Source organism: Hydrogenophaga sp. (assembly GCF_048549895.1).
Classification (GTDB): Bacteria; Pseudomonadota; Gammaproteobacteria; order Burkholderiales; family Burkholderiaceae_C; genus Hydrogenophaga.
Window position 1 is genome coordinate 1 of record NZ_JBLYYB010000129.1, and the last position, 12,209, is coordinate 12,209.

At 66.8% G+C, this 12,209-nt stretch carries 11 protein-coding genes, 1 tRNA gene and 1 pseudogene; 2 read left to right on the plus strand and 11 right to left on the minus strand.

The window, feature by feature from the left end; all coding sequences use genetic code 11:
* Positions 1–325 (plus strand): annotated as a pseudogene (locus tag ACN4F8_RS13395) (signal recognition particle protein); the annotation flags it as partial.
* 71 nt (positions 326–396) lie between these two features.
* On the opposite strand, the gene mdoH reads toward ACN4F8_RS13395, so the two are convergent.
* The 7 genes from mdoH to ACN4F8_RS13430 form a co-directional block, all read right to left on the minus strand.
* Positions 397–2,391 (minus strand): glucans biosynthesis glucosyltransferase MdoH, encoded by a 1,995-nt coding sequence (gene mdoH, locus ACN4F8_RS13400; RefSeq protein WP_419474054.1) that lies wholly within the window; start codon positions 2,389–2,391, stop codon positions 397–399.
* A complete protein-coding gene (locus ACN4F8_RS13405) occupies positions 2,388–3,959 on the minus strand; it encodes a glucan biosynthesis protein (protein WP_419474055.1) in 1,572 nt (523 codons plus the stop codon). The genes mdoH and ACN4F8_RS13405 overlap by 4 nt, the downstream gene beginning before the upstream one ends.
* Before the next feature lie 190 nt (positions 3,960–4,149).
* A complete protein-coding gene (locus ACN4F8_RS13410) occupies positions 4,150–5,556 on the minus strand; it encodes a sigma 54-interacting transcriptional regulator (protein WP_419474056.1) in 1,407 nt (468 codons plus the stop codon).
* A gap of 11 nt (positions 5,557–5,567) precedes the next feature.
* Positions 5,568–6,206 (minus strand): hypothetical protein, encoded by a 639-nt coding sequence (locus ACN4F8_RS13415; protein ID WP_419474057.1) that lies wholly within the window; start codon positions 6,204–6,206, stop codon positions 5,568–5,570.
* Positions 6,196–7,614 (minus strand): sensor histidine kinase, encoded by a 1,419-nt coding sequence (locus tag ACN4F8_RS13420; RefSeq protein WP_419474058.1) that lies wholly within the window; start codon positions 7,612–7,614, stop codon positions 6,196–6,198. The genes ACN4F8_RS13415 and ACN4F8_RS13420 overlap by 11 nt, the downstream gene beginning before the upstream one ends.
* Before the next feature lie 14 nt (positions 7,615–7,628).
* On the minus strand, positions 7,629–8,990 hold the full coding sequence (gene miaB / locus ACN4F8_RS13425; RefSeq protein WP_419474059.1) for a tRNA (N6-isopentenyl adenosine(37)-C2)-methylthiotransferase MiaB: 1,362 nt from the start codon (positions 8,988–8,990) through the stop codon (positions 7,629–7,631).
* Between the two features lie 104 nt (positions 8,991–9,094).
* Positions 9,095–9,511 (minus strand): hypothetical protein, encoded by a 417-nt coding sequence (locus ACN4F8_RS13430; RefSeq protein ID WP_419474060.1) that lies wholly within the window; start codon positions 9,509–9,511, stop codon positions 9,095–9,097.
* Between the two features lie 123 nt (positions 9,512–9,634).
* On the opposite strand from ACN4F8_RS13430, the gene ACN4F8_RS13435 reads away from it, so the two are divergent.
* The gene (locus tag ACN4F8_RS13435) at positions 9,635–10,204 is read left to right on the plus strand and encodes a lipocalin family protein (RefSeq protein WP_419474061.1); all 570 of its coding nucleotides are present in this window, start codon (positions 9,635–9,637) and stop codon (positions 10,202–10,204) included.
* Between the two features lie 27 nt (positions 10,205–10,231).
* Here the strand turns inward: ACN4F8_RS13435 and ACN4F8_RS13440 are convergent, their stop codons facing one another.
* From ACN4F8_RS13440 to ACN4F8_RS13455, 4 genes are all read right to left on the minus strand, one after another.
* A complete protein-coding gene (locus ACN4F8_RS13440; RefSeq protein WP_419474062.1) occupies positions 10,232–10,792 on the minus strand; it encodes a YaeQ family protein in 561 nt (186 codons plus the stop codon).
* 166 nt (positions 10,793–10,958) lie between these two features.
* Positions 10,959–11,035, minus strand: a tRNA-Met gene (locus ACN4F8_RS13445).
* A gap of 66 nt (positions 11,036–11,101) precedes the next feature.
* A complete protein-coding gene (locus tag ACN4F8_RS13450) occupies positions 11,102–11,527 on the minus strand; it encodes a high-potential iron-sulfur protein (protein ID WP_419474063.1) in 426 nt (141 codons plus the stop codon).
* Between the two features lie 75 nt (positions 11,528–11,602).
* On the minus strand, positions 11,603–12,209 hold a 607-nt coding region (locus ACN4F8_RS13455; protein WP_419474064.1), incomplete at its 5' end, for an enoyl-CoA hydratase-related protein.

Sequence of the window (12,209 nt, forward strand, 5' to 3'; positions counted from 1 at the left end):
CCTCATGGACAAACTGCCCAGCGGCATGGCGGCCAAGGCCAGCGAAGCCGACCTGGGCCGCGCGGAGAAGGACATCAAGCGCAAGGAGGGCATCATCTGCAGCATGACGCTCAAGGAGCGCCGCAAGCCCGAGATCATCAAGGCCACGCGCAAGCGCCGCATCGCTGCGGGTGCGGGCGTGCAGGTGCAGGAGGTCAACCGTCTGCTCAAGGAGTTCGAGCAGATGCAGGACATGATGAAGAAGATGAAGGGCGGCGGGATGATGAAGATGATGAAGCGCATGGGTGGCATGAAAGGCATGCCCAAGTTGCCCGGGATGGGTTGAAGCAGGAACGCCAACAAAAAAGGCCCGACCGGTGCAAACCGGTCGGGCCTTTTGCCTGGATCAACGAAGGATCAGGCGACCTGAAGCGCCAAGCGGCTGGCATGGCGCCAGGCGCGGCGCAGCACCGCTGGCGACCACGATTCTTCGGGAATCAGCAACACGCCGCGCGAACGCATCCAGGCGCCCAGGTCCACGTGGCTGGTGGCCACGGTCAGGGGCACGGCCAGCAGCAGCGGCAGCGCGACCGGGGCGAGCCAGATCAGCGCGTTGGCGTTGATCGCGGCCACACCCAGACCCAGCAGGCCGATCACCGCCGTCATCGGGGCCAGTCGCGCCAGGGCATCGCGCCAGCTCACGCCGTTGGCTTCACGTGGGGGCGACTTCCATTCCAGCTTCAGGCCGGTGAGCGCCACCAGCACAAACAGCGAGTGCGCCAGCATGCGGATGGGGGCTTGCATCAAGGCCAGCACGGTTTCCACTGCGGAGCTGCCCAGCAAACCCACCGTGCCGCCGAACGATTTTTGCTCGCCTTTGAGGAACACCGCCAGCAGACCCAGCACGCGCGGCATGAACAGCATGGTCAGCGTCCACATCCACAGGGCGCGCAACTCTTCGGGTACGGCCTGCCAGGTGGGGATGGTGCTGGAGTCGGCGGCCCACAGGGCGGTGCCGATGGTCAGAAAGGCCAGCCACAGCGGGGCTGAGAGGTAGGACATGGCGCCGATGGTGAACATGGTGCGGTGCACGCGGTGGATACCGGGCTCGGCCATCAGGCGCGAGTTCTGCAGGTTGCCCTGGCACCAGCGGCGGTCGCGCTGCAGCTCGCTCAGCAGATCGGGTGGCTGCTGTTCGTAGCTGCCGGTGAGGTCGGAGACCAGCCACACGTGGTACCCGGCACGGCGCATCAGCGCGGCTTCCACGAAGTCGTGCGACATGATGCCGCCGGACATGCCGCCCGTGCCCTTGATGGGTGCCAGCGCGCAATGCTCCATGAACGGCTGGACACGGATGATGGCGTTGTGGCCCCAGTAGTGGGACTCACCGAGCTGCCAGAACTGCATGCCCAGCGTGAACAGGCGACCCGTGACGCGCGAGCCGAACTGCTGCGCGCGCGCATGCAGCGTGGCGTGGCCGATGGCCTGCGTGGCGGTCTGCACGATGCCGGCCTTCGGGTTGGCTTCCATGAGCTTGACCATGGAGACGATGCAGCTGCCGCTCATGACGCTGTCGGCGTCCAGCACGACCATGTAGCGGTAGTCCTTGCCCCAGCGGCGGCAGAAGTCGGCCACATTGCCGGCTTTGCGGTGGGTGCGGCGCGTGCGCAGGCGGTAGTACACCTCGATCTGCGGAAGTTCGTGTTGGGCCGCGAGCGCGGCGCGCAGGTCTTCCCAGGCGGATTTTTCGGCGGCGGCGATGGCCGGGTCGTAGCTGTCGGAGAGCACGAACACGTCGAACTGGCGCGCGTGGCCGGTGGCGGCGAGCGACTCGCAGGTGGCGCGCAGGCCGGCGAACACGGTGGCCACGTCCTCGTTGCAGATCGGCATGATGATCGCCGTGCGCGCATCCGGGTTCATCGGGTCGTTGCGCACCGCTGCGGCAGACAGCGTGTGGGCATCACCGCGCAGGGACACCCAGAAGCCCATGAGCGCCGTCACGAAACCCGTGACCACCCAGGCCGACAGCAGGCCAAACAGGCCCAGCTGACCGTACTGCAGCCAGACGTTGTCATGAGCGGGCTGGGCGTTGGCAAACAGGCTGGTGGCGAACGCGGTGCTCAGCACGGTGAGAACCACGAACACCAGACGGCGGCGGTTGGCCGCGGTTTCCCAGGCTTCTAGTGCAGGCCGCGCCTGGGCTTGCTTCGAGGCTTCGTAGGGTGGCAATGCCTTGCCGGCCACGCTCAGCAGCGCGGTGCCGATGCTGTTCCAGAAACCGCGCCAGGGGCGCGGCACCATGGAGCCGCGGTTGAGCGGCGGTGCGGTCACGGCGTTGGGGTGGCGCTCCTGGCGCAAGGTGCTACGCAGGGTGCTGCGCAAGGCCGGGGTGGGGTTCGTGGAAGTGTTCATTCGGGTAACAGCAGATGTGTCCATGTTTCACTCACGGTGTCGTTGTTGTGCTGGAGGAAGGCGCGCAATTCCACGGGCTGCGTGGCATCGACGCGCTCGACGCGCAAGGTCACGCGCCAGGTGCGCGTGGCGGGGTTGGGGTAGGCCAGGGTCTGGAGCACGCGGCCGTTGGCGTTGGCGCTCACCACGGCCTTGACCGTGGCGCCGGCGGGCAGCGCGTCCAGCGCGGGGCCGGTGAAGTCGATGACGTATTGCGGCTGGCGGCCTTGTTCTTCGGCGCTGAGCTGGGTGTAGCCATAACCACGGCGGCTCTGGGTGACCCAGCTTGACGGCGGACGCTGCTGCTCGTCGCCTTGCCACGCGAGTTCGTAAGCCACTTCCAGCGGCTGGCCCGGTGCGGGCAGCGCAGCGGGCACCCAGTACGCGACGATGTTGTCGTGCGTCTCGTCGGGTGCGGACAGCTGCACCAGCTCCACGCGGCCCGGGCCCCAGTCGCCCAGTGGCTTGACCCAGGCGCTGGGGCGGCGCTCGTAGCGCGCTTCCACGTCTTCGTAGCTGGCGAAGCTGCGGTCGCGCTGCATCAGGCCGAAGCCGCGCGGGTTCTGCAGGGTGAAGGAGCTGACCGTCACGGCCTTCGGGCGCTGCAGCGGGCGCCACAGCCATTCGCCCTCACCCGTGACCATCATCAGACCGTCGGAGTCGTGCACCTCGGGGCGGAAGTCGCGGGCCGAGGGTTGGTTCTCGCCGGTGAGGAACATGCTGGTCAGCGGCGCAATGCCCAGTGTGTTGACCGGGCTGGCGCCAGCGCGCAGAAAGATGCGGGCGTTCACCGTGGTGGTGGTCTGCTGGCCGGGGCGGATCACGAAGCGGTAGGCGCCGGTGGCGCGCTGTGATTCGAGCAAGGCCAGCACGGTGACTTCGGTGGCGCCTGCGGCCGGGCGTTGCAGCCAGAACTCGGTGAAGCGCGGAAACTCTTCGCCGCTGCCACCCACGGTGTCGATCGCCAGGCCACGCGCCGACAGGCCGTACTGCTGGCCGGCGCCGAGCGCGCGGAAGTAGCTGGCGCCCTGGAACACGACCAGCTCGTCCTTGTAGGCCTGGCCGTTGAGCGGGTAGTGCAAGCGGAAGCCGGCGTGGCCCAGATCGCCCCAGGGAGCAGGGTCGAAGGTGTTCTTGCCGACATCGAAATCGGCACCCCGGTACGGCAGGTGGTTCACCCGGCCATCGGGCATGAGTTCGTGAATGCGCACAGGCGCGGTCTGGTACAGGCCGAGATGGAAGAACTGGGCTTCAAACGGCAGGGCGTCGGTGCGCCACAGCGACTGCTCGGGCTTGAAGCGGATGTCGCGCAGCTGGTCGTAGGTGATCGCGGCCAGTTCGGCGGGCAGCTTGTCGCTGTTTGCGCTAAAGGTTTCGGTGGCGCGGCTTTGGGCCAGTTGGGTCAGACCGTCCCAGTCCATGCGCTGGGTCTGGGCTGACGCCCCGCAAAGTGCAGAAAACAAGGCGCCCGCCAGCACCACGGCGCGGGTGCACCGGGCAGCTGAAAAGGGGCGGATGGTGAGGGGCATACCTTGTTAAGGGCAAACCCTGTGCCAGGTTGAAAAAACCCAGCCAAATCAAAGACTTGGGATGAAAACCTCTTTTGCCGACGCGCAAGACGGGTCGACGATGGCTTCAAACCCCTGTTTTTGTCGTCAAACGGCGACAACCTGCATCGCGCAGGAGAGAAATCCCAATGAAATCAAAGCGATGAACTTGTCACTCATCAGCGACAGCGTCTCCGGGAATACCCGAAGAACCCGGCGTTGCGTCGCTTTTGAAGAGGCCGGGCGTGAGTGCGTGTTTTTGCAGCAACCGGTAGAACTCGGTGCGGTTGCGCTGCGCCAGACGCGCCGCGTCGGCCACGTTGCCGTCGGTCATCTTGAGCAGGCCCACCAGGTACTCGCGCTCGAAACGCTGTTTGGCGTCGGCAAAGCTCAGCACCTCCACCGAGGGCGTGCGCAGCGCGCGCTGCACCAGCGCCAGCGATACCAGCGGCGTGGTCGACAGGGCGCAGACCTGCTCGACCACGTTGTAGAGCTGGCGCACATTGCCCGGCCAGGCCGACATGGTCAGCGCCTTGAGCGCCTCGGGTGCAAAACCCGAACTGCGCTTGCCGTACTTGGCCGCCAGCTTGGCCAGGAAATGGTTGGCCAGCAGCGGTATGTCTTCGCGCCGCTCGGCCAGCGTGGGCAGGGTCAGCGTGACCACGTTGAGCCGGTAGTACAGGTCTTCGCGGAACTGGGCCGTGGCCATGGCTTCTTCGAGGTCGCGGTGGGTGGCCGAGACGATGCGCACGTCCACCGGCAGCGACTGGCTCGACCCCAGCGGGCGCACCGCACGCTCCTGCAACACACGCAGCAGCTTGACCTGCAGGGCAGGTGGCATGTCACCGATCTCGTCGAGCAGCAGGGTGCCGCCGTCGGCCGCCTGGAACAGGCCTTTGTGGTTGGCCACGGCGTCGGTGAAAGCGCCCTTCATGTGGCCGAAGAGTTCGGATTCGAGCAGCGCCTCCGGGATGGCGCCGCAGTTCACCGCAATGAAGGGTTTGCTCGCGCGTGCGCTGGCCTTGTGGATCGCGCGCGCCAGCATTTCCTTGCCGGTGCCGGAGTCGCCGCGCAGCAGCACGCTGGCGTCACTTTGCGCCACCATGCGCGCCTCCGCCAGCAAGTCCGCCATGCGGTTGGAGCGGCTCACGATCTCGCTGCGCCAGGCTTCGTCCACGCGTGCGTTGTCGCTCGCCGGTGCACCCAGCGCCAGGGCCTGCGCGATCTTCTCCAGCAGCTCCTTGGCGTCGTAGGGTTTGGTGAGGTAGGTGAAGACGCCGCGCGCCGTGGCTTCGACCGCGTCGGGAATGGTGCCGTGCGCGGTGAGCAAAATCACCGGCAGCGAGGGGTGGCGCTTGCGGATCTCGTCGAACAGCGCGAGGCCGTCCTTGCCGGGCAGGCGCACGTCGGAGAGCACGAGCTGCGGCCGCTCGATGTCGAGCTGGCTGAGCGCGGCTTCGGCCGAGCCGACCGAGGTGACCTGGTAACCCGCCGAGCCCAAGCGCATCGCCAGCAGGCGCAGCATGTCGGCGTCGTCGTCGACAACCAGCAGGCGTGCGCGCGGCGAGTCGGTGTTCATGGATTCGGTGCTCAGGGCGATGGGGTGCGGGCGCCGTTGGAGGCTGCGGGCGGGCGGGTGGTGAGGCTGCGTTCGATGGCGCGCATGGCTTCCAGGCGGTCATTGAGCTGATCGATGCGGCGCTGGTTCTCGCGCAGTTGCTGGCTCTGGCGCTCCAGGCCGTCTTCGAGCCGGCGTTGCTCCATCAAGCGGTGGGCCAGCAGGCGCGCCAGCGGCTTGAGTGACGTGGCCTCGGGTGCGGGGTTGCCCACCACCCGTTGCAGCAGACCGAGCGCGCGCGCTGTGTCCACCGCCTGGGGCGTGTGCATCAGGGCCAGGGCCAGTTGCATCTGTCGCAGCGGAGCGTTGCCCGGGTCGCCCTGCACCGCGATCTCGGCGGCGAGGTCGTTCGGGTTGAGCTGGCGCACGCGCTCCGAGTAGGTGAGCAAGGCCGTGACCACATCGGGCAAGGGCGTTGCCTCGGTGTTGAGGGCTTCGGGCATCTGGACCGAGGGCGCCTGCACCGGTGTGACCACCAGGACCTGGGGCGCCTGGGCTTGTGCGGGCATGGTGATCACGGTCGTTGCGGACGGCACGGCGGATGGTGTTGGTGTGGTGCCGCAGGCGCTCAGGGCGAGCGCCATCGAGACGGCGGAAAGGCTAGTTCGCATGGGGAAGTTCGATACGGAAATGGGCGCCCTGGCGCTGGGGCAGCAGCTCGATGCGGCCACCGTGGGCAACAATGTACTCGTGCACGATGGACAGGCCGATGCCGGTGCCGCGCACGGCGCCCTGGGGCTGGCGTTCACCGCGGTAGAAGGGCTCGAAGATGCGGTCGCGGTCGTCCTCGGCCACACCGGGCCCCTGGTCGATGATGTCCAGGCTGGCGCGCCCCGGCAGGTCCAGCAGCACCAGGCGGATCACACCGCCGTGGGGCGAAAACCGGATGGCGTTGGACAGCAGGTTGCCCACGGCAGACGCAATCTTCTCGCGGTCGATCGGCAGGTTCACCGGAGCACCCTCGGCGCGCACGGTGAGGCCCTGGGCCTGCCAGTGCAGGCGTTGTGCATCGATCTGGTCTTCCAGCACACCCATCAGGTCGGTCTCTTCGCGCTTGAGCTGGCGCGCTTCAAAGGCGGCGGCGTTGAAGCGCAGCAAGGCCTCGATCTGGTGCTGCAGCATCAGGGTGTTGTGCTGCAGGATGTTGACCACCTCGGCCTGGCTGGGGCTGAGCGCGCCGACCACGCCGTCGCCCAGCACCGCCACGCCTTCGTGCAGCGAGGCCAGCGGCGTCTTGAGTTCGTGCGAGATGTGCCGCAGGAAACGCGCCTTGTCGGCGTCGAGCTCGGTCAGGCGCAGGCGCAGCCAGTCCAGTTGCTGGCTCACGCGGCGCACGTCGGCCGGCCCGGCGATGTCGATCGGCACGTCGAGCCGGTTTTCACCCAGACCCTGGATCGCTTTTTCAATCCGCTTGAACGGGCGCGCCAGCCACACACCAAAACCCAGCGCCATCACCGCGGCCACAAAGATCGAGCCCAGCACCTGCTGCGTGAGTTCCTGGCGGCTGGTCTCGAAGCGCGCCTGCAGCGCCTCGTTGCGCGTGCCGATGATGGACTGCACCTTCTGGGCGATCGAGGTGCTGTGGCCGTCGATCTCGCGGAAGGCCCGCGCGACTTCGCGCTCGCGGTCCAGCGCTGTCTCGGGCGAGCCTTCGAGCAGCGCCGAGATGACCGCCAGTTGCTCCAGCCAGTTGGCGGAGAACTCGGGTGGCAGTTCGTTGTCCTCCAGGCGTTTGAGGATGTCGCGCGCGTTGCCGGCCGCTTCGGTGAAACGCTGGCGCAATTGGTTGTCGCGCAGCACCAGCGACTGTCGCGCCGCACGCTCCATGGTCAGGCTGCGCTCGGACAGGGACTGGGCGGCGGTTGACAGCGCGATGGCCTGCGCCGCACTCTCGCGGCTCTGGCCCATCAAGGCTTCGAGCGAAAACAGCGCGCGCAAAGCGGCTGCGCCCAGCAGCAGGCCGATCAGCAGGAACGCCACCAGCAGCAGCTGGGGGAACGAAAGACGCGGTGACTTCACAAGCGGTGGCTGTCTCAGGCGCCCAGCGCAGACTCGTGCGTCAACACCTCGGCGCGCAAGGAGTGCGGCCGGGCTTCGGTGATGCGCACGTCCACCATCTGGCCCACCAGCCGCTCGGCCAGCGGACCGCCGGGGAAGTTGACGATGCGGTTGCACTCAGTGCGTCCGGTGAGTTCGGGCACCTCGGCGCTGGAGCGGCGCGACGCGCCTTCCACCAGGATGCGCTGCACCGTGCCCTCGCGGCTGGCGCTGATGCGGCGCACGTTCTCTTCGATCGTGGCCTGCAGGTGTTGCAGGCGCTGGAGCTTCACCGCATAGGGCGTGTCGTCCGCCAGGTTGGCTGCGGGGGTGCCCGGGCGCGGGCTGAAGATGAAGCTGAAGCTGGTGTCGAAGCCCACATCGGTGATGAGCTTCATCATCTTGTCGAAATCGTCATCGGTCTCGCCGGGGAAACCGACGATGAAGTCGCTGCTCATCACCAGCTCGGGGCGAATGGCGCGCAGCTTGCGTACCGTGCTCTTGAACTCCATGGCGGTGTAGCCGCGCTTCATGGCCATGAGGATGCGGTCGCTGCCGTGCTGCACCGGCAGGTGCAGGTGGTTCACGAGTTTGGGGATCTTGGCGTAGGCCTCGATCAGGCGCGGCGTGAACTCGTTGGGGTGGCTGGTGGTGAAGCGCAGGCGCTCGATGCCGGGGATGTCGGCCACGTACTCGAGCAGCAGCGCGAAGTCGGCGATCTCGCCGCTGTCACCCATCGCACCGCGGTAGGCGTTCACGTTCTGGCCGAGCAGCGTCACCTCTTTCACGCCCTGGTCGGCCAGGCCCGCCACCTCCACCAGCACGTCGTCGAACGGGCGGCTCACCTCTTCACCACGCGTGTACGGCACCACGCAGTAGCTGCAATATTTGGAGCAGCCTTCCATGATGCTCACATAGGCCGCGCCACCGTCGACCTTGGCCGGTGGCAGGTGGTCGAACTTCTCGATCTCGGGAAAGCTGATGTCCACCTGCGGCACCGCCAGGCGCGCGCGCTGGTTCAGCAGCTCGGGCAGGCGGTGCAGCGTTTGCGGGCCGAACACCACGTCCACATAGGGCGCGCGCTTGATGATGTCCGCGCCTTCCTGGCTGGCCACACAACCGCCCACGCCGATCAGCACGCCTTTTTCTTTCAGGTGCTTCACGCGCCCGAGGTCGCTGAACACCTTCTCCTGCGCCTTCTCGCGCACCGAGCAGGTGTTGAACAAAATCAGATCGGCTTCTTCCACATCCTGCGTGGGCTCATAGCCTTGCGCGGCCTGCATCACGTCGGCCATCTTGTCCGAGTCGTACTCGTTCATCTGGCAGCCGAAGGTTTTGATAAAGACTTTTTTGCTCATGGAAAGCTCCTGTGGCACCGGCGCCGGAGGGCGGGTGCCTGCGCTGGGCGCACATGGGGAATCGGGTGACCGGCGACAGCCGCGCGGGCTGCGCCGGCGTTGCCTCAGTTGGTCGAGGTGGGGGGAGTGGGGACGGCTGGCTTGGGCTGCATCGACTCGAACACAAAGTTGCGCTGAACGCCGTAGCCGGCGCGCTTTTCCTTCGCTTCTGCCTCGGTGAGGATCCACACGTTCTGGACCTGGTCGCGCAGGTCCAGCGTGTAGTTCACGACCAATTCCTTGTTCAGCAGCGAAGCCGACAACACCAACGAATTGTTGGTGTTGTAGATGCGCGCGCCCGGTGACAGGCGGGTGGCGCGGTCGTCCATGGTCACGTTCGGTGGTTGCACCACCACCAGAGTGCCGCGCAGGGCTTTGGCGGGGAAGTCGCGCGTGCCCGACTGGGACAGGGCCGACAGGGGCAGGGTGATCAGCAGCGCGGCAAGGAGGCCGATGTTGACGGAGGGTGTGCAGCGGTTCATGGTGTGTGTCCAGAGGCTGTTGGAACGGGTGGTGATTGTCTCACGCACCCGTCGCGCAAGCCCCCAGGCCAGCAAACTTCGAGGGCTGCGGCACACAATCCATTCCCTTCGCGAGATTGACCCATGCACACGCCTTCACCCCATTCCCTTCGCAGCCGGTGGCACCGCGCCCTGTTGCTGCTGTGCCTGGCGGGCCTGCCCTTGCTCAACGCCTGCACCTCACCACCCGATGGCGTGACGGTGGTGAGCCCGTTCGATGTGAAACGCTACGCCGGCCAGTGGTTCGAGATCGCACGGCTGGACCACAGTTTCGAGCGCGGCCTGAGCGACGTGAACGCCATCTACCGGCTGCAGGCCGATGGCAGCGTGGCGGTGGTCAACCGTGGCTTTGATGCGGCCAAGGGCGAGTGGAAGGAAGCGGTGGGCAAGGCGCTGTTCACCGGCGACAGCAACACCGCCTCGCTCAAGGTCTCGTTCTTCGGTCCGTTTTATGGCGGTTACCACGTGATCGCGCTCGACCCGGACTACCGCTGGGCGATGGTGATCGGCCCCAACACGGGCTACCTGTGGATATTGGCGCGCGACAAACAACTGCCGCCGGGTGTGCGTGAGCAGCTCGTGGCTCAAGCTGCGCGGCTGGGCGTGAACACGCGCGAACTCATCTGGGTGGAGCACCGCCGCAGCGACGGCTGACCGGTTCCCCCGCTCCATCCCGGCGAATCACTTCCAGCGCATCGGCTCCACGGCCACGCTGCCGCGCTCGCTGGACAACGTGAGCACGCCCTCCTGCACCGTGGCCTGCAGCTGCATGCTGCGCTCAGCCATCTGGGCCAGGGCCGGCGCCACCTCGGTCGGCAGGCGCCAGACCTGCAGCCTGTCCAGCCGCGTGAGCTTGGTGTGGATGCCGCGCCACCACACGTCGGCCGCGCTGCCGAACGCGTAGAGCACCACCGCGTCGGCCTTGCTGCAGGCCTTGGCCAGGGGCTTGTCTTCGGGCTGGCCGACCTCGATCCACAGGCGCTTGCGGCCGGTGAAGTCGGTGAGCGAGACGTCCGGGTCGTCCGGATCGGACAGACCGGTGCCGAAGGCCAGCGTGCCGTCGCCGCGGCAGGTGTCCTGCAGTTCGTGTGCGTGGATGGCCAGGGCCACCAGGCGCACCATCATGCGTTCGTCGGTCTCGCTGGGGTGGCGGGCCAGCGTGAGCGCGTGGTCGGCGTAGTAGCCGTGATCGATGTCTGCGATCTGCAGTGCAGCCTTGAAGATGGTGGACTTGATGGCCATATTTGGAGTACCCCCCGCGTCGCCTTCGGCGCCACCCCCACAAGGGGGCGACACCTTGGGCCGGCGCAGCCGGACCCTGGGTGTCTCTGGTGGGCACGGGCTCGCGCTGCGGACAATTGGAATGAAAAAAGCGGGCCCTGTTGCCAGAGCCCGCTTTTTGAATGGTTGGTGGTGATAGGTGGACTTGAACCACCGACATCAGCATTATGAATGCTGCGCTCTAACCAACTGAGCTATATCACCAACGAGGCGGGATTGTAGCTCAAATCAAAGCGCGTCCCGGGCGCCGCCGGGCCTGAAACCGGTGGATCAGGTCGCCTTTTTGACCCAGGACGAGCACCAGCCGGCGGCGGCCACTTGTTTGCCCGCAAAGAGCGGGCACGGGCCGGCCGCCGACCCGGTGGCGCCCTGGTACAGCGCGCAGTTGGCGCAGGCGCTACCTTCCACAAAATTGGGGTACTTGGCTTTGTCGGCGTTGGCGGCCACGGCCACATAACCCAGCGCCATGGCGGTGGGGTCGGTGGCTTCCACCATCGGGCCGCTGGCTGCCGGGGTTTGCGCCGGCGCCGGTGTGGGCGCAGGAGCCGGGGCTGTTGTCACCGGGTACTCGGCCGACGATGCCGGCGAGGCGGCCGGTGGCGCGGCGTCGGGCGGTGGTGCCGAGTCGGAGCAGGCGGACAGCAGCGCTGCGCCCGAGGCGGGCAAAAGCCAGATGAAGTGGCGGCGGGTGGTCATGGGGTCTCCTTGTGTGTCGTGGGAGCCCCCTTATAGGCCCGCCTTCCCGGGGCGGGTGTTACCGCATGTTGCGCGTCACTGGTGCTTGAACTCGGGCTTGCGTTTGTTCACGAAAGCGTCCATGCCTTCCTTCTGGTCGGCGGTGGCAAACAGCGCGTGAAAGATGCGGCGCTCGAACATCACGCCGTCGGACAGGCTTCCTTCGAACGAGCGGTTGACCGATTCCTTGGCCGCCATCACGCTGGGCAGCGAGAAGCCGCAGATGATCAGCGCGGCACCCAGGGCCTCGTCCATCAGCTTGTCCAGCGGTACCACCCGGCTCACCAAGCCTGCGCGCTCGGCCTCAACGGCATCCATCATGCGGGCGGTGAGCACCATGTCCATGGCCTTGGACTTGCCGATGGCGCGCGGCAGGCGCTGCGTGCCGCCGGCGCCGGGGATCACGCCCAGCTTGATCTCGGGTTGGCCGAATTTTGCGTTGTCGGCGGCGATGATGAAGTCGCACATCATGGCCAGCTCGCAGCCGCCACCCAGTGCAAAGCCGCTCACCGCACCGATGACGGGTTTGCGGATGCTGCGGATGGTTTCCCAGTTGCGCGTGATGTAGTCGCCCTTGTAGACGTCGGCGAAGGTGTAGCCGGCCATGGCGCCGATGTCTGCGCCCGCGGCAAACGCCTTCTCG

Excerpts from the sequence above, each read along its gene's own strand:
- ACN4F8_RS13435 (WP_419474061.1), top strand. The coding sequence starts at position 9,635 with ATGCACACGCCTTCACCCCATTCCCTTCGCAGCCGGTGGCACCGCGCC.
- ACN4F8_RS13405 (WP_419474055.1), bottom strand. The coding sequence starts at position 3,959 with ATGCCCCTCACCATCCGCCCCTTTTCAGCTGCCCGGTGCACCCGCGCC.
- ACN4F8_RS13450 (WP_419474063.1), bottom strand. The coding sequence starts at position 11,527 with ATGACCACCCGCCGCCACTTCATCTGGCTTTTGCCCGCCTCGGGCGCA.
- ACN4F8_RS13440 (WP_419474062.1), bottom strand. The coding sequence starts at position 10,792 with ATGGCCATCAAGTCCACCATCTTCAAGGCTGCACTGCAGATCGCAGAC.
- ACN4F8_RS13415 (WP_419474057.1), bottom strand. The coding sequence starts at position 6,206 with ATGCGAACTAGCCTTTCCGCCGTCTCGATGGCGCTCGCCCTGAGCGCC.
- ACN4F8_RS13410 (WP_419474056.1), bottom strand. The coding sequence starts at position 5,556 with ATGAACACCGACTCGCCGCGCGCACGCCTGCTGGTTGTCGACGACGAC.
- ACN4F8_RS13430 (WP_419474060.1), bottom strand. The coding sequence starts at position 9,511 with ATGAACCGCTGCACACCCTCCGTCAACATCGGCCTCCTTGCCGCGCTG.
- mdoH (WP_419474054.1), bottom strand. The coding sequence starts at position 2,391 with ATGAACACTTCCACGAACCCCACCCCGGCCTTGCGCAGCACCCTGCGT.
- miaB (WP_419474059.1), bottom strand. The coding sequence starts at position 8,990 with ATGAGCAAAAAAGTCTTTATCAAAACCTTCGGCTGCCAGATGAACGAG.